The following is a 22,561-nucleotide window of genomic DNA, read 5'->3' as shown; positions in this document are numbered from 1 at the left end:
TCACAACACCTAACCGCTGGAATCCTCTAATAAGGAACACTTAAGTTTTTGAGCCGCAATCAAAATGCCCCGACTTACAGGTGTAAGCCGGGGCATTTAAGGCAATTGATGCGATCGCTTAACGAACGACAACCATCTTCTTCGTAGCGGAGAAGTCTCCGGCAACGAGTGTGTACGTGAGGACGCCAGTAGCGCCATTCAGGTCGGCAACATTGATCAGCTCACCGTTCACACCCGCAGTACCGCGGAGGTTACGTACGAGGATCGTACGGCCCTGAACGTCCTGGATGCTCAGCGTAACGTCACTGTCAGCAGCAAGTGTGTAGTTGATCATGGTAGACTCAACAACTGGGTTGGGCGTAGCCTCACCAAGCATGGTTACAACCTCACCAGCGACAGTAGCGCCGAAGGTCAGGTTGATGGCACCGGACGCACCGTTAGCCGCAACACCTTCGCGAACGGCGATGGCGTCAGTTAGCGTAACGAGGTCGCTAAGTTTACCAGCTTCAGTAGCCCGTACCTCTAGAGTTACAGTACCACCGAGGAGAGCAACGGCGATCTGGCCCTGAGCCGCGTAGTTCAGATTCAGTGCACCTTCGCCAGCGTAGTCAGCAGCAACAAGCTCGAGGCCAGCGGCCAGTTCAATCGTGCCCTGGAAACCGGCAAGGTCAGCGGCGTCGATAGTCAGCGTGTGCGTCTCACCAGCGGCGAGGGCAGCATCAGCAACTTCGACGGTCATTGCCGTACGGCCTTCACCGGTTACGTTACCGTAAGCGAAGGCTACGAAGTCAGCATTGAGGATGTTGGCGTCGAAGTTGTTCGTATTGATCACTTCGGGGAAGGCAACGGCGTACGGGTTGCTTACGTCGACGTTGGCAGGAACAAAGCCCCAGCTCTCACCGGTACGGTAGATGTCGTCAAGGCCAAGAATGACCCGCTGGATAGCGACCATATCGAGGACGTTGAGCGTCATATCCTGGTTGACGTCTGCCGCCAGGTAATCGTAGCGAGAGTCGAAGTCAGCCGCGCCAAGGATTACGCTGGAGATCATGACCACGTCAGAGATCTTCACTTCTTGCAGGTTCACGGCTTCCTGGTAGGCTGGCGTAAGCGTGTAGTCACCACCGATCATTAAATCCGTGAAGTTGAAGGTACCGTCGGTACCCGTCAGCTGCATTTCATCCATGTCGTTGGATCCCGTCAGTGTCACTTCTACATCAGCCATGGTAAGGGATGAAGCGGTGATTACGGTACCGGCAAGGTTGCCACCCATTCCACATTCAACGCCTTCGCCTTCGGCGACCTGTACCAGTACGGAACAGAAAGCAGCGGGGACGTCATCACTGACATTATCAGAGAAAGCGTACACTTCGAATGGTACGAGTTCGCCCATGTCATCACAGAACACTTTGGCACCAATCTGGTCTTCCGTCGCGGGGCCTTCACCAGCGCGAACGATACCGTACTTGGTTACCTCGTCTCCGAAACAGTCGACGAGAGCAGAGTTGGTCAGGAAGTCGGTTGCCCATACTTCGGCCATTGCCATCGTGCTGTCCTCGTTCATTTGCAGCGTTGCAACGAGCGTCTGGATACAGAGTGGAACCGGGGCTACGTCGCCACAAACGCTCACCTGTACGATGACGGGGGTTGCGTTACCACAGCCGTCGATGGCCGTGATGCGAATAGCGTGGTCTCCAGCAGGTACGCCGGTAGCATTGATTACGTAGTTACCGTTGTCAGCATCAGCAGCGTCAAGCGTGATTACCACACCGTCAACAGTCGCCGCTTCGAAGGTACCCGTGAAGTTAGGATCGAGCTCAAGCTGGATACGAGGAGCAAGACACTCATCAGTAGCCGTGAATGGCAAGCTGAGGTCAGCCGTACAACCAGGAATACAAGCGGTAGGAGCAGCAGCTTCTACAACTGGGCTCGTGCGGTCAAATACGTTGATGTTCTGAACGTACGTGAAGTTACCACGGCCAGCAGAGGCAGCGTAACCAACGAGTTCGAGATCATCATCATCGTTTGGCGTGAACTGCAGGTTGTCAGAACCGGAAACGAAAGCAAGGTCATCACCTTCAGTAGCAGCATTGCGGCTCACTACGTTTAGGTAGATGGGGTCGCTGTCGGAAACGTCAAGACCGTCGCGGGAGATGACGGTAGTACCGCCGGTGGCAGGGTCAAATTCGCAAGTGTTAACGATCGTGTACGTAGTACGGATCTGGTAGCACTCTTCACCAGCAGTGTTGAAGATCTCTTCGGTTACCGGAGTAACAACGGGGAGGTCACAAGCACCACCAACGATCTCAAGCTCATCAGCTTCGAATTCATCCATACAGTCGTTCGTGCGGGCGTTACCAGGAAGAACGATCTGGTAGTCGTAGATCCCAACGATGGTGATCAGCTGCGTACAGGTGTTCTGGGAAACGCCACCCTGTGGGTCAGTCGCCTGGTACTCACGTACGGCGGTACCGATACCACACTCGTTAAGGTTGTTGACGATAAACTCGCCGGTTACCTCAGCGCCACAGGTGCCGACACCAGTAGCTACACCGAAGGCAGCGTTCAACTCTTCGTCGGTAGCTTCTTCGAGGTTGCCAGGAAGTGCAGTGGTGAATTCAGAACAAGTCAGGGTTACAGCGCTAGGAGCGATACAGGTTGGCGTGTCACCAACCTTGAGCTCTACAAGGACGGTCGTCCAACAGTAGTTTACGTTCTCCTCTTCATCAGTGACTTCGAGGGTTACGAATTGCGTACCAAGGTCATCACAAGTGAAGACCACCTCATCGGAGAATTCCGTAGGGATGGAAGTCATGTCCGCACTGACACCTACCTGGTAGGTAAGCTCAGAGGAACAATCGTCGGAAGAACCTTTATCGATTTGGTCTGGCGTAACGACGGCGAGACCGGCGGGGCGACTCAGGCCAATGTTGAGGCCATCTTCACAGAAGGCAGCGGGGCCGTTACCGTCAACTACCTGGAAAGGAACGGTAGAAACGGTTTGGTTACCACATACATCAGTGGAGGTGTACACGAAGGCGTAGTCACCAACTTCCAGTGGGTCGGACATTTCCGGAGCACCGTTATCCATGATCACGGGGTAAGCGCCAAATGGAGCACGGGTCAGGTCGCCTTCGGGGTAGATGGCTACCGACATGGTGATCTCTCCGGCACATTCGTCGACTGCACCAACGCCTGGCCCGTCGAGGCGAACCATTGCGGCACACTCACCACCTACGTTAGTACGGTAAGTCAGCGTAGCGTCCAGGTTACCGTCATTGTCAACGGTAGCGGAAGGAGCAGAGAAAGTAGGACCGGTTGTATCACCAATCTTCACGAACTGGCTGAAGGTCTGTACTTCCGTAGGGTTACACCAGTCGACAACGGTGTAGGTACGCTGGAATTTAACCGTATTGGCACAAGTCTGGATGATGTTAGGGCTGTTCTCGAACGTCGTTGCGATCATGGAACAAGCAGCTTCATTGCTAGCGAGGGAGAACGTACGCTCACCCAACTGGAGGAAGGGGTAATCGTCCTCACCGGGTAGGAACTCGAGTGGGCTGGTGGCAGAACCACAAGCTTCGATTTCTACTACGGGCTGAATGTTGTTAGCGTTCAGGCTATCCAAAGTAGGACGGTCGAAAGAGATCGTGAAGGAAGTAACAACTTCTTCATCGGCACCTTCTTCGTCGGGGTTGAGCGGAGCACAACCGTCAGCTTCGTTGGCCCGGAAAGTACGGGTGATGATCGTCTGACCACAACCGTCGGGAGAAGAAGCAACTACATCAGACACACAAACCTCGATGGTTGAAGCACAACCATCCGTGAAGGTTGGGATGAGTGCGGTATCGGGCTCAACGTCGTCGAACATATCGGGGCTAAGGATGGACATCAACTCAGCGTCCATGGAGCCGGCGATGATTTCACCTTCGTTATCAACGAGGAAGCACTTGCTTACGGAAGCAGGAAGGGTGTTGATGTTATTAGCATCTACGTCTGCACAGAGCAGACCGCTGAGGATATCATCCGGCGTTTCTTCCAGTTCGATGGGCGTCTTGTCTTCGGCAGTAATGGTACCCCAGCAGGTTTCAAAGTCGAGACCCAGTAGGTTAGCAGTTGTAACGGTGAAGTCACTTACCGTGACGACGGACTGTACGCCACCGGTGACAAACCCGTCACCTTCAATACCGATAATGAGGGTATTGCCAGGCTCTACTTCAAGCTCGAAGTCTTCGCTGCCGGTGTCCGGGTCATCAGTGCCCGCATCGACGCTTTCGAATACAACATTGCCATTGAAATCAACGACAAGTACATCGGGAAGGATCTCTGATTCCAGGGAGTAATCAATCGTCATGGTCACGGTAGCCGTTTCCATGAATTGGTAGCTCACGCTGGGGTCATCGTCCGTTCCACCCATCGTTACGTCACCGGGTGACAGTAGGGTAATGGTTTCTTCAGTGAATTCAACGCTGCTGTTGGCGCCTTCCTCAATGGTCCAGAACTCCTCGGCGTAATCGCCAACGAAACCGGTAGCCGTCATGGTCGGGGAAGCAGTGGAGCGGATCATGTAGTCGTAAGTACCACAACCGTCAACGATGGGGCCGTTGCTGGTATCTCCGTCCATAACGATGATGTCGAAGCCGAATGCATCGAGACAGTTGGTATTGCCGCGAAGTACCTGGCTAGGTTCTACGATGAATGCACAGTCGTCGTTCAGCGTGACGTTCAGGCGAGCAATACAGGCGAGGTCGGGCTGTTCGAAGAGAACAATAACTTCGACGCTGTCGGTAGAAGTGTTACCACTAGCGTCAGTCGCCGTGATTACTACCGTCTGAGCGCCAATATCACCACAACCGAACGTTAGGGAGCGGTTGGCCGTAAGTACCGGAGCTGGGTCACAGTTGTCGGTGGCCGTAGCGAATTCAGTTACGTCAACTTCGTCCTCACCATCGTCGCTGAGAGTGATGGTTGGTGTCGTTACCGTGATGACCGGAGCGATGGAATCGGCAATGGTAATTACAGAGGTACAGGTAGAAGAGTTACCACTTTCATCGGTAACGGTAACAGTAACCGTGGAGTCACCAGCCTCTGCACAAGTAAGGGTCATTACGTCAGTGGCGAAGGTGAGGGCATCGACGGTGCAGTTGTCCGTAGAGCCGGCACCCAGGGCAGCAGCTGAATCGGCTACCGCAGCGTTGCCGTCGTCGTCCAACGTGATTACCAGGTCAGCACACACGGCGGTGGGTGCGGTAGTGTCAGCCACGTTAACCAGGATAGTACAAGTATCAATCTGATCACCAATCGTAGCGATAACCAAAATGGTAGTATCACCCAGGCCAACCATTTCACCAGCAGCAGGCTCCTGGGTGATGTTGTTGGCGTTCGTCATGACGGTACCCGTATAATCTTCGAGGGCAACCATACAGTCATCACCAACGGCGATGGAATCGGTAGGCTCGCCACATTCAAGGACGAGTTCGCCGAGGCAGAATTCACTAGTGTCCAGTACCGTAATGGTCTGGATACAAGTTCCAACGTTACCGGAAGCATCCGTGCCGATGAGCGTGATCCGAGCGGTACCGTTGGAGGCACAGCTGATGCTTAGGTCACCGTCCTGAGCGACAAGCACTTCGCCAGCGCAGTTTTCTACCACTTCTACGAACACGCTATCAGCCAGCATCATGCTATCCAACGTGCTATTGCCCATGTCATCCAAGTCTACGGTTACATCACGGCAGACTAAAATGGGAGCGATGGTGTCAATGATTTCTACGCTGACGACACAAGTCGATGGAGCGGGGTTGTTGGGGCTTACTGCCGTAACCGTTACGTCAAATGCAGTAGGCACAGCGGGGTCGAAGGCTAGCATGGTGCCAGCAACGGAATCCTGGGTGAAGGTAGCTTCGTCATCATCCGCGGTAACGTCACCGGTGATGTCTTCAATAGTGGCGGAACAATCGCTGTTTACGAAGATCGTATCGAGTGTGGGGCAGTCGAGGACAATCGCAGCTGGTGCGGGCTCGAAGGCTGAGATGGTAAAGGCACCATCACCGTTCTGACCAAATTCGTAAACGCGCAGGAGGATGGGCTCACCGGGCGTCAGACCGCCAAGCTCAAGGCGGGGGAAAGAGCCGGGGCCGTCATCATCATCACATTCGATTTGCGTGGCATCATCACAGGGGCCGGAGTAGGCCGTCATGGCGAAGTCGTTAGAACCGTCGCCACCATCAGCAACCTCTACGATGAGGGTATCACTGGTGGGCGTTACGGTGAAGAACACGTCGGCACCATCACCGAAGGTGCCACCACAAGTAGGGGCGGGCAGGTCCGATGGCGTATCGCTAATGTTATCAAAGGTGTCCGGAGAAGTGAAACCTTCAAACTCAACATTGAGCTCAATAGCGTCCACACAATCATCGTTCGCTGGTGGCGGGGGAGGCGTACCAATACAGACCGTAAAGTCTACCGTTTGGCCAGCCGTAGCCGTCCAGGTGTACACTTGGATCAGGTAGGTTTCGCCTACCGTCAGGCCAGTAAGATTGCTGGTATTCGGGTCACTACAATTTACCTGTACGGGAGCATCACAAGTGCCGCTCCACACAACGTGGTAAAGATCTGTGGTTGAACCATCAATGTCACCGAGGGTGATTCGGTGAGCTTCATTGGTTGCAACGAAGCTGAACCATACATCATCGTCTTCAGTACCGCCGCACGTGCCATTGCCCTGAGGAGATTGGGTAGCTGAGGTGATGGTACCGGGAGTAGTGGTACCACACTCAAAATCATCGTTAACGGTCACTGCTACTGCCGCATCACATTCGTCATTAGCGGGGGGCGGTGGAGGCGTTCCTACGCAGATATCAAAGGCAATGCTGCCCGTCGCAGACCAACTGTAGACCTGAACCAAGTACGTATCACCAACGGTAAGGCCAGAGAGACTGGACGTATTAGGGTCGCTACACTGCACCTGTACGGGAGCGTCACATGTACCGCTCCACACAATGTGGTAGAGATCAGTGCTCGTCGTACCGAAGGTAGCAGACGCGTTAGAGAGTTCAATGGTATGGCTTTCGGAAGTAGCTACGAAGCTGTACCATACATCGTCGTCAGCAGTACCACCACAGGTGCCGTTACCCTGCGCAGATTCGGTAGCAGACTCAGTAGAACCTGACGTGAAAACGGCGCAATCAAGGTCAGCATTTACGGTAAGCGCAACCGCAGCATCACACTCATCATTGGCGGGCACCGGGGCTGGGGCTGGAGGAGCGGAGATGGTAATGGTGAATTCACCGTCGTTCGTCCGTGTTTCGCCTGTGATCCAGTCAGCGACGTAGACAAAGTAGTTCGTGCCTACTTCCGTGTCGATCGTAGCTGTTTCTGGGTTTCCAGAATCGCGGCAAATGATGTTCGTCAGGTCATCACACGTGCCGGAACTGACGTTGATCTCAGCATCCCAACCTACCAGGTCGACGGTGATTACCACCTGGTCACCGGTACCGGCGAAGGTGTACCATACACCACGGCCGACGCTTGAACCAGAGTCGCACGTAGGCGCATCCGTTTGCGTAGACTCTACGGTCGTACCGTCAGTAGGTACGTCGAGCGCGATCAATACAGCGTCACCACACAAATCATTTGCGGGCTGGGCCAATAGGGGAAGCCCGCCGATAAGCAGCAGGCAGCAGAGAGCCGTCCGGCTCCACTGGGGTAAAAAATTCATCATGTAAGAGGATTCTAAAATGAGATTACTTGGAGGAAAACACTGGGCCCAAACATTTGACAGGTGTTTAGACCCCGCTAAGGTAGGTTAAACATCCTTTCAATGTTCGTTTGCGGACAATATTCGTCACGGTAATCAATCGCGGAATTATTATTTGCTTCCCGTTATCGTATTAACTCGGTGATTCCCATTTTTCCTTCCCCATTACCTGGCACCCGCGGCAGCGCCCAGAATCCAATAGCTCAGAACCACTAGACGGCGGAGAAAACCGAACTACCCTCTAGCTCAGTAAACTGGACGGGCAACACCCCACTACCCTGCTGCTCGTTGGTGTAAACGCCATAAATGGTGTCCACGGCTTCCATCGTGAGCTTGTTGTGAGTGACGATGATGAACTGGCTCTCCTTCGAGAATTTCTTGATAATGCGGTTGAATTTGGAAATATTGGCATCATCGAGCGGCGCGTCCACCTCGTCGAAAATACAGAAGGGCGCCGGCTTGAGGAGGTAGAGCGCAAAGAGTAGCGCCGTGGCCGTAAGCGTCTTTTCCCCGCCAGAAAGTTGGCTGATGGTCGTGGGCCGCTTGCCCTTGGGCTTGGCGATGATCTCGATCTTGGACTCCAGCGGGTCCTCCGGCGTTTCGAGGATGAGGTCACAATTATCGTCCTCCGTGAAGAGGCTGCGGAAGACCTCGATGAAGTGATTGCGGACCTTTTCAAAGGACTCTAAAAACTGGACGGTAGCCGTCTCCTCGATCTCCTTGATCGTTTTGATCAGGGTCTGTTTGGCGCTGAGAATGTCGTCGCGCTGCCCCGAAATAGTCTCGTGGCGCTCCTTCATTTCGTCGTAGGCCTCGACGGCCATTGGGTTGATCTCGCCGTAGTTAGCGATGCGGGAGCGGAGGCGATCTACCTTCAATTCCAGGTCACCTTCCGAACCTACCCACTCGGGGATGTCCATCTCATTCAGGGCTTCCAGCTGCAGGTCGAATTCAATTTTGAGGCGTTCGGCAATACCGTTGATCTTGAACTTGACGTCCGTGAACTTTTCCTTTAGCTGGTTGACAAGAATCTGTCCATCCTGCCGGCGGCGGTTCTCCCGGCGAAGCTCGTCTTCCAGGTTATTGATGTGGGTGCGAGCAGCGAAGTATTCCTGCTCGACGGAATTCAGGGTAGTTTGGTAGTCCGTTCGGTTGGCGTACATCTGCTCGAGGTTGCGGGCGATGGTCTGCTCCTGCTCCTCGAATTGTCGGGATTCTTTGGCGAGTTTCTCCAGTTGATCCTTGTTGGAGGTTTCCTGGCGGCCTAGCTCCTGCAGGCGGTTCTGGCGGAACTGGACTTCTTGCTCCAGCGTCTGGACCTTATTCTGCTGGCGGATGTACTCGATGTTCTGCTGGTTGTAGGCACCCGAAGCTTCGGTCAGCTGCTCACTGAGTTGGCGGTAATTGCCATCCGTCCCGGCCAGCTGTTCGCGCAGTGCTTCCACGGCTGTTTGTGCCCCCGTCAGGTCTACCTCCAGCAGTTTGATGGCGTCCGTAGTAGCCTTCACTTGCTCGGCGAGCCGCTCGTTCTTGGTTTGGGTTTCGAGGAAGTAATTGGCGAAACTTTCCACCCGTGCCTTGAGGCCGGCGCGTTTTTGCTGTAGGCGACTGAGTTCGCGCTGCTTGTTCTGAATATCCTTATCCACCCGGCGTTGCCGCAGCTCGTTGAGGCGGTTGCGTTCGTTATATAAGGACTTGTCGACCTCCTTGCGTTCCGTTTCAGCCTGTTGGATCTGGCCTTCGAGTACTTCCAGGTTTTTCTTGCGGCCAATTTTTTTGCCTTCGAACAGGCCTACGGAACCACCCTTGACGGACATGCCCGTGTGCTGGAAGCGGCCGCTCTTGGTGATGACGCCGTAGTGGGCCTCGCTGGCCGGTGGCATTTCCGGGAACTCGTCTTTTTCGGAGATCACCGTGTAGCCGAGGAGCATGTCCATGAGTATACGGTACTTCGCGTCCACGCTTACTACCCCACTGGCCAGGCGAGTGCCGGCGGGCGCGGGTGGGTCGATGCCGTTGCGTGCGGGAATTTGGTCGAGGAGGAAGAAGTTGGCCTTTCCCTTCTGGCTCTTGGTCAGCAATTCAATGGCTTCCTTCGCTTCGGCGGCATCGTTTACGACGTAGTAGTTCAGGAGTGGCCCGAGGAAATTCTCGATCGCAACGCGGTAGTCTTCTTCCACCAGCAGCAGATCGCTGAGGAGTTGCGCTTCCGAGTTCCACTTCTTGCTCTGGCTGAGGAAGCGGATGGATTCGGGGAAGCCCTCCAGGCTATCGATCATGCTCTTAGTGAGCTTAAACTCGTTGCGGAAGCGATCCAGCTTACGGTTGATCTTTTGTTGTTCGCGCTGCAGGCGGTCGGTGGCCTCCTGGGCCTGGTCGAGTTGTTCCCGGCGTTCGGTTTCGGCGCGCTCGAGTTGCTCCAATTCCTGGAGGGCGGTTTTCTCTTCGGCCTCCAGTTCGGCGAGGGCGGCTTCGAGGCTTTCCTTTTCGCCCCGGCGGCCTTCCATCTCTCCTTCGTTGCGTTCGATCTGGCTGCGGTAGTTGGCGATCTGGTTGGCCTTGATGGCCCGTTGCTTTTCGAACTCGAAGATCTTGCGTTCCTCGGTCTGCTGTTCTTTGAGCCCTTCTTCCAGGCGGCCCTTAATGGACTGGTGGCCCTCACGGATTTCCGTTAGGGCGGCCTCGGCGGCATCAAGTGCTTGCTTGCGTTCGGCTTCCGTGACGCGCTCTTCCCCAATTTGGGTTTGCATGCGGGTGATCTGCTCCGAAAGATCCGTCAACTGATTACCGGCCGTGCTGATGTCCCGGTACAACTGTTCGCTCTGTTGCTTCACGAAGGTCTTGCGCTGGGCGAGCAATCTCTTCTCGTTCTCCAGGCCGCGGAGTTCATTGACCAGGGCATTGAGCATCTTCTGGCGCTCACCGAGTGCCTTCTCCTTATCGATGTGCTTGGCCTTCTCGGATTCAAGGGTGGCTTCGAGTTGGCGGATCTTTACGTCCACGTTGCGGTAGTCGTCCTCGGCGGTGGTGATCTGCCCCTTCAGCTCTCCGAAGCGTTTGCGCAGGGCACCCACCCGGGCCTGAGTAAGTTGCAGGCTAATGGATTTGTACTGGGCTTTGATCTCCAGGTAGCGACGTGCCCGCTTGGCCTGCTTTTCGAGGCTGACGAGGTTATTGTTGATCTCGTGCAGCAAGTCCTCTACCCGATCCAGGTCGCCCTCCGTATTCTTGAGTTTGTTGAGTGTCTCCTTCTTGCGCTGCTTGTACTTACTCACCCCGGCGGCCTGCTCGAACATGCGGCGGCGGGAGTTGTCCTTGTCGGCCAGGATATCGTCCACCATCCCCAGGGCAATGATCGCGTAGGAGTTGGACCCGATCCCGGTATCCAGTAATAAGGACCTGATATCCTTCAGCCGGCACTGCACGCCGTTGAGGCGGTACTCACTGTCGCCATTGCGGTAGAGCATCCGGGTGATCTGTACCGTGCCGTACTCCGTGGGCAGCAGCCCTTTGTCGTTATCGAAGGTCAGGCTTACGCTGGCGAGGTTACCGGCCTTCTTCTTTTTGGTGCCGTTGAAGATCACGGAACTCATCTTATCGAGGCGCAGTTCCTTACCCTTCTGCTCGCCGAGCACCCAGCGGATTGCGTCGACGATATTCGATTTACCCGAGCCATTCGGCCCCACGACCCCGATCACGTCCTTATCAAAGTTGATGATCGTCTGGTTGGCGAAGGACTTGAACCCCTTGATTTCGAGCTGGCGTAGGCGCATGACGGCGAAGGTAATTAGCGGTCCGGAAATCCGCGCTGAATTTCGGGTTAAGTGTGCACGCACTAAATATTTAGGGCGCTGCCGCGGGTGCGGAGTAAAGGGTGGTAAATAGGACTACCGAGCAGCTAAGGTGAATAGCTTCATTTTCCGGACCTAGTTCCTACCTTACGGCCCATGCAGAAACCCTTCATCATTGGCATCACCGGCGGGTCCGGATCGGGCAAGACCACCTTCATCAAACAACTGCGTGAAGGGCTGGACGAGGATCAGGTCTGCTACCTTAGTATGGATGACTACTATAAGCCCATCCACCTGCAGCGCAAGGACGATAATGGGATCGAAAATTTCGACATTCCCTGGTCCATCTACAAACGGGAATTCGTGCGGGATTTGTCCCTGCTCATGGAAGGAAAGACCGTCCACCGCCAGGAGTACGTCTTTAATAATGAGGTAGCTGAGCCGAAAACGCTGGTCTTCAAGCCGGCCCCGGTCATCATCGTGGAAGGCCTCTTCGTCTTCCACTACAAGAAACTACGGAAGATGATTGACCTACGGATCTTCCTCCACGCCAAGGATAACCTTAAAGTCGTCCGCCGCATCAAGCGCGACCGGGTAGAGCGGAATTACCCACTGGATGACGTCCTGTACCGCTACGAATTCCACGTGCTGCCCGCTTACGAAAAGTACCTATCCCCTTACAAGGAGAAGGCGGACATCATCGTGAATAATAATACGGACTTTGGGATGGGGCTGCGGGTGGTTCGGGCTTTTGTGGAGAGTCTTGTTTAGTCTACAGTCTGTAGTCTATAGTCTGTAGTTTGCAGTCATCGGACTTTAGATTCTTCAGGTGGCCCTTCACCCAAGCGTAGCGCAGTGAAGGGTTCCAGGAGCGGCCGGGCCTCGTTGGTCTACAGTCTGTAGTGGTGCTACTATAGACTAAAGACTGTAGACTATAGACTTTTCTTTTGCGCCAGCATCCACTCATAAAGCTCGTCGGTAGCATACGCTGGATCCCAGGCATTATGGGCGGTATTTTCGAAGACGGTGAATTTGGGTTTGACGGTCATCTTGCGCTGTAGGATCTCCAGCATATCTACGGATTCGGAGAGGTAGATGGACTGGTCCTGCGCACCGTGGAAAACCCAGATGGGGAGTTCAGGATCGATCCAGACATTATAGCTGTGGGGAACGGCTCCGCAGACGGGAGCGAGCGCGGCGAACCTGCCATTGTTGTGCATGGCCGTCATCCAGGCACCGAATCCGCCGCGGCTGAACCCGGTAATGTACTGGCGGTGCTCATCCACGCGGTGGTGGGCGATAAAATCGTCGAGCAAATGGGTTAGGGTGACGTGGTCCCAAAAACCAGCCACGAATCGGTTCTGGGGGGCGATGATGATGGCGGGCACCTTCCGGCCATTATCAATCTCCTTTGGCAAACCGGACTCGCGTACCCGTTGGAGATCTGAGCCACTGTTGCCACCTCCGTGAAGGAAAAGGATCACGGGCCAGTCGGCGGTATCCCGATCGTAACCTTCGGGGAAGTGGACGAGGTAGTGCATGGTGTCCAGGCCACGGTCCAGCATCCCGGGTTGCCACTGGGCTTGGAGGCATCCGATTGGAAGGAGTAAGAGGGTAAGGAGGAGGTTGCGCATGGTGCAAGGTAAATTTTTAGTCTGTAGTCTGGAGTTTAGAGTCTATAGTCTGTAGTCTGTAGTCTTCAGTCTTCAGTCTGTAGTCTTCAGTCTGTAGTCTATAGTCTTTAGTCTTTAGTCTGTAGTCACGCGACTTAGGTTCTCCAGGTGGCCTCGCATCCGAGCGCAGCGACAATGGGAGGTTCCTGGAGCGGCCGGGGATTTTTAGTCTGTAGTCTTCGAGATCGAAAGATTAGTGCTCGGGTTGTATTTGTTTGTCAGCGGGAGATTAATTACCTTTGCGCTCCATTTTAAAACTTGGTGCTATGCCTAAGATGAAAACGCACAGTAGTGCAAAAAAGCGTTTCAAGATTACCGGATCTGGTAAAGTGAAGCGTTTCCAGGCTTACACGTCGCACATGATGCGCAACAAGTCCAACAAAGCTAAGCTTCGTCTGCGTGACGCGGCGATGGTTTCTACGGCGGACGAGAAGCGAATCAAGCGTCTTCTTTGTAAGTAAGAAGAGGTTTCTCTTCTCCATCCTTCCCAGCGTCTTAGGGAGGGGTTCTATTTTCCACGAGAGTACGGGCCAAAAAGAACCACTCGGTCTCCGTACTGCACAAAAACAGAGCTTTATGCCACGTTCAGTAAATGCGGTTGCCAGCCGCGCGCGCCGCAAGCGCTACCTCAAAGCCGCCAAAGGATACTTTGGTGCACGTTCTAAAGTCTACACCGTAGCCAAGAACGCCGTTGAAAAAGGCCTTACCTACGCCTACCGCGACCGCCGCAATAAGAAGCGCGCTTTCCGCCGCCTGTGGATCGTACGTATCAACGCCGCCGCTCGCCAGAACGGTACTACCTACAGCCGCCTTATGCACGGTCTCGCTCAAGCGGGTAACCCATTGAACCGTAAGGTTCTGGCTGACTTGGCGATGAACCACCCAGCTGCGTTTACGGCGGTAGTGAATAGCGTGAAGTAAGCCTTAGCAACCAGCTAAAACAAGTAAAGCCCCGCTCGTCCGTTGGATGAGCGGGGCTTTCATATTGTACTATAGTATTACTTCAATGCGGAGAGCACGTCTCGCTCAAGTCAGTGGAAAGCTAAGCCTCTTCCGAAGCGTCGTTGGTTTTACTTTTGCTCTTCAGTGCCACCCTCATCCATAAAAACATACCCGTGAGCAAGAATGCCATGGCAATGGGTAAAAGGTAGAAGTACCTGTTATCCTCATGCTTTGCAGTGGCTCCAATTTGAAAGCCGATCAAGCCGATGGCAATTATCATCAGTACGAATCCGATGTTCTGTGTTTTCATATCGTTGCTGTTTTAGGGCTTCAATATGCGGAAAAATACGGAGAGGTAGAGCCTATCTGTGTCTACAAGCTGCCTCTAACCCTACCGGAACGGCCAACACGCTACTTTTAACAGCCAAGAATTTCGGTTGCGCGCCAGTACTTCGTGGTCTGTCCAGACTACGGAGAGAATGCTTTCTATTGATTCATCACTTTGTTTTCATCCTCATCACGCTGCACCTGCGGCAGCGCCTAAACAACCGCTAACTGCCCTACCCCCAGATCAACAGCCGCAGCGTAAACAGCACCAGTAAGATGCCCGCGATAGGCAAAGTGACAAGCATCAGCCAGCCCATGACGCCGGCAGTATAGAGAAACCCGCCGATTTCGACGCCGTGGCATTTACAGGGGTGGACTTTCGACTCGTCGGCCCGGCAGCCGCAGTAGTTGGCCAACGCCGCGCAAAGCATGACGGAGAGGATTGGGAAGATGCCGATTAAGATGATGGCGGCGTAGCTGGAAACAATGGTGGTTGTGGACATATCATCAGCTATTTTCCAATCACCAATTTATCACTTTATGGTGGTAGCTACAATCCACACCTACCACTTCCGCAGATGCTCTACCGCTACCCTTCCGGACGCAATATCAACAACTTGCAGGAAGTAGCCGCCACTCGGCAAATCGTTGATATCTACACTTGCTCTGCCGCTAAACGCTCCGGCGCGCAATTGGCGCCCGAAGAGATCGAAGACTTTATACGATAGGCGTTGGTTGCCGGAGTAGGTTACCGTTACCCGGCCAGAAGTTGGGTTCGGGAAGATGCTCACGCCGACCAAGGCCGGTTGATCCGTGCTGACCGGGAACAGTGAGCCGTCGCAATTCTCGTCCACGTCATTACCCGGGATCTCTTCGGCGAACGGAGAAATCAGTGGGTCCATATCGTTGCAATCTTCGTAGAAGAGGGCACCATCTTCATCCTGGTCCAAAAATTCGACGAGGGTGGAGCTCACCGTATTGGTGACGATGGGCCGATTAAAGTCGAAAAAGATACTGGCCGTATTGTTGATTCGGGTGAAGTCCGTCAGATCAGGATTCGCGGCAATCTCGAAGGTGACGAAGCCCTGGCTGCCCGTTAGGTTAGTGGTTGAATCCGGCAGAAGGATATCGTCAAAGGTGAAGGTAACTCTTCCGGCCTTGGTCAGGTTGGTAGAGAATGGGTGGCTCGACGTAAGGGGGCGGAAGGTCTCCCAGTCCAGGTCGGAACTCAACTGGTCCTCAATCCGCACGGTTTGGGCCGTATCATTTCCGGTATTCTGGAAGCGGATGGTGTAACGCAGCATCTCGTCGAGTTGGGTGTAATTGCTGTTGGAGGGTTCCGTCCGGCTCGGACTGACCTGCTTATCGTTGGGGTCATAAGCACAACGGAGGACTTCCCGAAATTCAAACGTATCGGCGACGACTTCCGTAGTTGCGTCTTCAAAGGCGGCGACCATACTTAGCGTAATGAGGTCGCCAGTTGACAACTCATCGGGCATTTGCAGGATGACTTCAATCTGCGATTCCCCGCCCGGTTGGAGCGTATCGTAGCTGAATTGAATGCGATCGGTAGTTTGGGATACTGGCGTGCTATCGCTGGAGACGAAACTCACCTGGTCACTGAGGATAAGATCCACCGTCCCGGCATGGGGTTGGCAACCGTCGTTGAGGACCGTCAGCCAGAAGGGGACCTCCACGTTACAGCGGACCGGGCCGGAGACGACGAGCGACCTTACGCTGGCGGTTGACTTATTGAGTTTGAAACCAAAATCAAGTGAAGTCGAGAAGCCCGATTCGTAGGTGACCGGATAGCTTCCGGCGGTAGTTAGCTCGTAACATTCGGGTGGGTCCGCGGAGATGGTGTACTCAACGCCAGCCTCAGCCGGGATGGCGTATTCCCCGTTTTGGCCGGTGAAGCTTCGTAGCCCCTCCCCGTTTCTGATGGTGACGCCCTTCAGACCGATATCCTCCATGTTCAATTCCCCGTCAGCGTCGAAGTCTCGGAACACCCGGCCGGTGATGAAGTCCTGCCCGGCAATTTCGATGTAGTGAGGTTCAATACCGTAGCCTTCGGCGAAAGCGGGGAAATAGACGCGGTTACCTTGTTGTAGTATGGGAATGCGGCTACCCTCGATACCAGTCACTTCTACGTCCAACTCCGTTATTTCCAGCGTGAGTAAATTGATGACCAGAGCGGTGGCACCTTGCTCATCCGTTGATACGACCACCGCAAGATCACCGACAATCCGCATAGCGACATCAGTCAAAAAGTTATTGTCGCCGACGGGTAAGGCAAGTACTTCAGCGGTTGATTCAAGGGTACCGTCCGTTCTCCAGAGTCGGAATCCATCATCCCGGTTTTCGCGGATGAAGTAGGCACCCTGAGTAGCGGAAGCTGCGAGCGTATTTTCTCGGATCAAGAACATTGGGTCTTCTACCAACACAACGGCATCGTTTTCCCCAAAGGCGCTCGCGCGCCCGAATCGTGAGGCGATAATGGATAGACCCCCCGATCGAACAATGCTTTCAACCGCACCTATTTCCACAAAGTATTCGCTGAGCAAACCGTTCTTTAGTTGCTTGAGTCTGGAGGCTTGGAAGCCTCGACCGTGGTAAAAGAATAAGCGATCACCATCACGGTGAAAGCTGGGAAACTCACCGTTTTCTGAGCTACTTACAAAATCAGTTATAACCGGGTCGGTATCGTTACCCTGATAGCTGAAGATATCGATTTGATCGCTGCGACGCATCGAGGTAAAATACAGCGTTTCCCCGTCGGTACCCATGGCGTCCAATCCTGCGTTGATGGGAGAAAACTGATTGTCGTAGAAGTAAATGGTATCTACGGCTTCCTGGCCGGGTGTGTAACGCAATACCCTGAGTTCATGGCGGGCCGATGAAAAAAAGCCCAGCGTCTGCATTACGTAAAGGCTCCCTTTGTATACGGTAGGGCTGTGATAAATTCCTGGAGATTCGTCCGGGAATTGGGGTAATACAGTGGATTGGCCGGTTGTCGGATCATATTCAACGAAATCCCCTCCATTGGAACCCCGTCCGCCTAGGTATAGGTTATTTCCAATTTGCCCGACATACCGGTAATCACCGCTCACCGTGGTCAGCCCGGGAACTCGTTGGGAGGACTCCTCGGTCCCGTCGGAAACCCAAGCACTCGAAATACTGCCACTTCTTGCGGTTTTTCCGACCAGGAAGTAATCTTCCAGGTCCACCAGGGCATCAATTCTATCCCCTATGGTGCGGTCCGAAAAGTCGCCCAACAGCTGGCTCGGTTGGTCCAGGAGGGCTTCATAAATGGATTCGCCCTCGAGGTCGTCAAACGTGTAGACGTACTGCCGGCTGCCGAAAGCGATCGGCACGGCGTTACGGCCATTTAGGGAAAAATCTTCCCGGATTTCGGTAATTAAGGTGACCGCCGGTGAAGCGATGTCGCTTATGTATAGCTCAGTAAAATCCTCTCGAAATAAATCCTTCCGCAGATAGACGGCGTCCTCACCATCCTGATGATAAGCTTCCTCGTATGGCCCACCCTCGAGTTCAAAAACGTCACCGGGCACCTGCCCGATCGAATAGTAATTTTTGCTGAACCTACTGTCACCAATGAAGTAGCGATCACCAATTAGTAGTGGCGGTTATACGGCAAAGTCCGTTTCCAGACTTGCGACGAGCGTTGCCGACGGAGCCGCGCCATCTAACTGAATGTTATAGATCAAGGAAGTATCCATATCTGTACGGCCATCCATAATTTCTGTGGCGATGGAACCATCGGATAAGCGGTCTACGGCTCTCACCTTGAAGGTTCGGAGATTCGTTACCGGGAAGGGGTCAGCGATTGCGAGGGTACCGTTTAGCGTACCATCAGTGGCGTACAGCTGGTACTGTTCGCCGTCATCCTGAAAACCTGTAAATACAAATACACCTGCATCATTACGCCCACTTTCGTAGGGCTCGATGAGGCGATCGAAAATGCTGCTTGGTGCATCAACTGCCAAATAGCGGGTACCGGCTACCGTGCCATCCGTTCCATACAGCTCGCGTAGAACACCATCCTCGTCATCCGCGAAAAAGACGATTCCCGAGGTGGTTTTGGTAACCCGCTCGATTTCTACAAACTCATTATTTCGATTAAGATCATTCTCTACCAGGTCAGTCAGGTTGAAGGCCTTTAGCACTTCCTGGCTAACGCCGAACATCACCCCGTTGGACTCAACGAGCGCCTCCGCGGAGGAGAGGATGCTGGAGGCAACCAAGTCCCCAGTCCGCCGCCGCACTTGAAATGCATCGCCCAATGGATAGAAGATGTAGTCTTCCGTCAACACCGGGGCTGCTATGAATTCCCCGCATGCGCAACCAGCGTAATCAGCTTCGACGATGGTCTCTGTCCCGGCAACATCGTAGCTAAAGATGCCCTGCTCCGTAAAGACCCACAATTTGTCATCGACGACGGCGGTAGTTTCCAGGGCAAAGCCGTCAGGATTGAGATTCGTTGCAACTCCGTCTCGTGATAGACCTATAAGGGTAGCCAAATTGCTTCCATCAAACGAGCGGAGAAACAATCCATCTTCGCTCACACCAATCACCCGGATGGGCTGAGCAGTGGTGAAGATGTCCCGCGCAGTCGTACCATCAAAATAACTGATAATACCGTCGTTAGTACCGGATTCGACAAAATCCAGATACACGCCGTTGCTAACAGGGTAGGTTCCTTGAATAACGCGCGTTTGTTCGGCGGTTTGCTCGGCATCGATGAAGCCAACACCGTAGGGAATTTGTTGCGCGAAGAGTTGGCCGGTAGTCCCTAAAAACAGGGCTACCAGGTACAGGTTAAGTGTTTCATGTTAATAGGTAAAGGGTAAACAATAGGGTGTTGTAAGACTAAGACGGGTTAAATATAGGTGGGGGATGGGAAACAACGGTCTTTAAGAGAAAAGCTGCCCTCCTACTTCTGCCCATCCTTCCCCTCATTCACACCGCACCTGCGGCAGCGCCCTGAAAAAAATAAGCCAATCATCAGCCATGCAGTTCCTCAAACGTTCTGAATGGTTGATGATTGGCAATGAGTAGGTATAGAATGATCAGAAATTGAGTCGTTCTACCCGGACGTTGAGGCTTTTAGTGTCTTTGTCGTACTCGGCAACCGCGATGTAGCCGGGGCGAGCGGGTAGGATGCGCACAAAATCAGTGTTGGCGCTGAAAGACATTTTCTCCTGCTTGATTTGGCCATCTTTCACCAAGTTGACGAAAATCGAAAGGTTGCCGTCTTGACGAACGGTCTTATTTCCACCAAAGTAGGCAACGGTTGTCGCGCCCGCCTCCGTGTGCAGCAGCGCATGGTCAAACTCCCCGTTAGCCGCCGCGATCGCAGCGACAGTTTCCTTCCGGCCAAGACTAATACCACCCGAGAGTGTTCTTGCGATGCCTTCACCGTTTCGCGACCTACCCTTCTCAACCAGCGCTACGGCCTCAAGATTAAAGGTTTCGTCAAGGCCAATGACCAAACCTTCAAGAGCGGAGAGGCCACCGTTGAAGCTATTGTAGTATTCGCAGGCGATGATAAAATTGCCCTTTTCGTCAATGGCTGTTTCGTGGATATAGAGGTTTTTACCCTTAATTCCACCGATTGAGGCGCTGGTAAACTGAAATACTTCATCCATCGACAGGCGCTTCTGGTTGATTTGCTTCCCTTCTAGATCAAACCATACGGCATTCAGCCCCTTGGGCGAGTCCGTGTAAATTTTATTGCTGGAGCCAACGTCATGGCCGGTAATCATGATCTGGTCATCAACCACTTGGCCAGATGACCAGGCAACTGTGTTTTCATCACCTTTTACTTGGCGCTTGAAGACTAGCTTGCCCGTTCTTAAATGGACACCGGCAATGGCACCCTCCATTTTCTGGCTAAGCAAGTTCGGGCGCGTCCATACGTTGTAGATGGCTAGACTATCGGTTGTCGTAATGAAGGTAGAGAACTCGTAGTCCTTACTTTTTGAGGAGCTCCGTTTCGTCCAACCTTTTACCTCCTTCTCGTTCGAGATGAACTTGACCTCGTACTTACTACGGCCTAGCTTCTTCTCCGCCATGACGTCGACGTTGACGAAACCACCCGGGATAGAATGTAGCTCTTTGAAACCATAATTTGCAAAACTGGCGACTAATTTAGGATCATCGTAAGCGCTGTATTTCAACGTAGCGCGATTAACGGTTTCGCCGCTTCCGTCCAGGAGTTCCACCCACTTACGTTCATCAACGTGGTTAGCCATTTTGACGGCCAGGTAGGTTCCGTTGTAGGCGACCTGCCGAATCGCCAAGCCAGGCTTATCTCTGATTACCTTCTCACCAATTTTCGCCATATCGACGTCGTAAAGCTCGAGGTGATAATTCTTAGTGATTTGAGGTTTCTTCTTTCCTTTTACGCGGCGCTCTTTCTGGCGGACCGTCAGAAAGTAGTAGCCGGTTACCGTACCGTTATTGTCGATGGCACCGCTCTGGCGCAGGTTCACACCGTAGAGCTCGTTCATGGTGACGCTCTGCGCACTTAAGAAGGAAAGGGTGAAAAGGCAAAGCAAAGTTGTTAGCGTAAGTCTTGATAACATGGTTGTGGGGTTGTATTAGTCAGCGCGCAGCTCTAATAGGAGCGCGGTAAATATTGATGAATCCGGAAATTCTCTTTTGGCATCTTCCGCTAGGGCGAGGGCAAGCTGCCGCAGATCACCAGCATTCATTCTTTGAGTCATTTCCACTAAAAGGTGGGCACCCTCCGCTTCGAAGTGAGCGGCTGGGGGAACCATTTTCGCGTAGTTGTGTTCCGGGATCGAGCGACCGATACGATCGAGAGACCGGGCGACAAAAGCCTGGGCAATCAGGTAATTAGGGTCTTCCGGCTTATCCAGGTAAGGTATAGCCAAACAAATGGTGTGGATGGGCAACTCAGCCGCATCGTACAGGGCCATCTGTTCTCGCTGGGCCAGGGTAGCCAGCGGATGGTCGACAGCGGACGCACCGTTGCGTGCGAGCGCAGAATCCAGGCCTAACCTGGCCAGTCGTAAGTCAATATCCGGGTGTGTTCGGAGGCTGTCAGCCGCCCAGAAATATTCCTCTTCTGCCTCCTCAGTTTCCTTCTTGCCAAAGGAACCGCCAAACATCGTTGCCTTAGCGCGTAACCAATGTTCCTGTAGTGGGTAACCAGCACTGGTAAGGGCGGATACGGTTTGTTCCCTGGTAATATTGAAAGCAACGCCAGGGTTGAGATTGGCCAGTGCATCTGCTGCACGCAGAACGTCGTACTTGGTTTGCTGTAGGTAGACGGCAGCCATAGAATCGGCTTCCAACTCATTGGCGCGGTTGAAGCGTCGAGCGTTGTACAGTTGGTCACGCTGGTCTTTCATCATGGCGAATTGGCCGCGCTCCTTCAGTTCTTTTCGCTGCGCTCTCCTGGCGGCACGCTTATCTCTTTCACTTTGAGCGTCCTCTGGGATTGGTGGAAGCTGGGCGAGTTTATCACCCAGGTGATCCAGCTGGTCGTGGGCCAGTTCATGCGCCAGAATGAAGACAAGTTGATCGCGCCGGGGCATGTTTGCCAACAAGCCAGTCGTGACTACGAAGAGCCCGTGGCCCATACTGTAGGCATTCACCGTAGGAGATCGCTCAATCAATAGCAGTGGAGAAAATTCAATACCATTGGCTGCGGCAACTTCCAACAAAATCCCTTCCAGGTAAGCGGTGGCGCTTGGTTCGAAATAAAATTCTTCGTCCAATACGCCTTCAATCAAGGCTGCGGATCGTCGTTCAAACACTTGGAGGTAGGAGGGGGGCACTTCACCCTCCCAAGTTGAAGTTGCTTCTTCGACTTTGTTGCGAATTAGCGTAAAGGTAGAAGCCGTATCCGCCGGTAAGTAAGGGCCTATACCTTGCCAGGCTACTTGCCCGAACAGTGAAGGGGCAACTAGAAAAGGCAATAACAATAGGAGGCTAATAGAAAAACGTAAAATAACGGGGGTGATCTAAAATTCCAGACTCGACAACACAACAAAAGCTGGCGGTCAACTTAATAGGGC

General features: G+C 53.5%; 12 protein-coding genes. 3 read left to right on the top strand and 9 right to left on the bottom strand.

The features are described 5' to 3' along the window. Positions 1 to 118: 118 nt before the first annotated feature. Both A3850_RS12125 and smc read right to left on the bottom strand, forming a co-directional pair. Positions 119 to 7,723, bottom strand: a complete 7,605-nt coding sequence (locus A3850_RS12125; RefSeq protein WP_068216852.1) for a T9SS type A sorting domain-containing protein — start codon at positions 7,721 to 7,723, stop codon at positions 119 to 121. A gap of 248 nt (positions 7,724 to 7,971) precedes the next feature. After that, positions 7,972 to 11,532 (bottom strand): chromosome segregation protein SMC, encoded by a 3,561-nt coding sequence (smc, locus tag A3850_RS12120; protein ID WP_068216851.1) that lies wholly within the window; start codon positions 11,530 to 11,532, stop codon positions 7,972 to 7,974. A 174-nt stretch (positions 11,533 to 11,706) separates the two neighbouring features. Between smc and A3850_RS12115 the strand changes: the two genes are divergently transcribed. Beyond that, positions 11,707 to 12,321 carry a uridine kinase gene (locus A3850_RS12115; protein WP_068216850.1) on the top strand — a complete coding sequence of 205 codons (615 nt, stop codon included), beginning with the start codon at positions 11,707 to 11,709 and terminating at the stop codon, positions 12,319 to 12,321. Between the two features lie 161 nt (positions 12,322 to 12,482). On the opposite strand, the gene A3850_RS12110 is transcribed toward A3850_RS12115, so the two are convergent. Next, positions 12,483 to 13,184 carry an alpha/beta hydrolase-fold protein gene (locus A3850_RS12110; protein WP_068216849.1) on the bottom strand — a complete coding sequence of 234 codons (702 nt, stop codon included), beginning with the start codon at positions 13,182 to 13,184 and terminating at the stop codon, positions 12,483 to 12,485. 305 nt (positions 13,185 to 13,489) lie between these two features. Here A3850_RS12110 and rpmI point away from each other — a divergent pair, with 305 nt between their 5' ends. Both rpmI and rplT read left to right on the top strand, forming a co-directional pair. Further along, positions 13,490 to 13,684, top strand: a complete 195-nt coding sequence (gene rpmI / locus A3850_RS12105; protein WP_068216847.1) for a 50S ribosomal protein L35 — start codon at positions 13,490 to 13,492, stop codon at positions 13,682 to 13,684. Positions 13,685 to 13,799: 115 nt separating this feature from the next. Next, positions 13,800 to 14,144 (top strand): 50S ribosomal protein L20, encoded by a 345-nt coding sequence (gene rplT / locus A3850_RS12100; RefSeq protein WP_068216845.1) that lies wholly within the window; start codon positions 13,800 to 13,802, stop codon positions 14,142 to 14,144. A gap of 121 nt (positions 14,145 to 14,265) precedes the next feature. Here the strand turns inward: rplT and A3850_RS12095 are convergent, their stop codons facing one another. The 6 genes from A3850_RS12095 to A3850_RS12070 form a co-directional block, all read right to left on the bottom strand. Further along, a complete protein-coding gene (locus A3850_RS12095; RefSeq protein ID WP_068216843.1) occupies positions 14,266 to 14,475 on the bottom strand; it encodes a hypothetical protein in 210 nt (69 codons plus the stop codon). A 250-nt stretch (positions 14,476 to 14,725) separates the two neighbouring features. Further along, positions 14,726 to 14,995: a hypothetical protein gene (locus tag A3850_RS12090; protein WP_068216841.1), complete on the bottom strand. Its 270-nt coding sequence runs from the start codon at positions 14,993 to 14,995 to the stop codon at positions 14,726 to 14,728. A gap of 60 nt (positions 14,996 to 15,055) precedes the next feature. Then, entirely contained in the window at positions 15,056 to 18,064 is a 3,009-nt protein-coding gene (locus tag A3850_RS12085) for a T9SS type A sorting domain-containing protein (protein WP_068216839.1), read from the bottom strand. Positions 18,065 to 18,139: 75 nt separating this feature from the next. Next, complete coding sequence (locus A3850_RS12080) at positions 18,140 to 19,189, bottom strand: hypothetical protein (protein WP_068216836.1); 1,050 nt, start codon at positions 19,187 to 19,189, stop codon at positions 18,140 to 18,142. A 393-nt stretch (positions 19,190 to 19,582) separates the two neighbouring features. Further along, complete coding sequence (locus A3850_RS12075; protein WP_157501101.1) at positions 19,583 to 21,100, bottom strand: DUF6770 family protein; 1,518 nt, start codon at positions 21,098 to 21,100, stop codon at positions 19,583 to 19,585. Positions 21,101 to 21,115: 15 nt separating this feature from the next. Beyond that, a complete protein-coding gene (locus tag A3850_RS12070) occupies positions 21,116 to 22,321 on the bottom strand; it encodes a M48 family metalloprotease (RefSeq protein WP_197494044.1) in 1,206 nt (401 codons plus the stop codon). Positions 22,322 to 22,561: the final 240 nt, after the last annotated feature.

The organism is Lewinella sp. 4G2, assembly GCF_001625015.1.
GTDB lineage: Bacteria > Bacteroidota > Bacteroidia > Chitinophagales > Saprospiraceae > Neolewinella.
The sequence above is the reverse complement of the archived record's forward strand: the minus strand, read 5'-3'. Positions and strand labels throughout refer to the sequence as shown.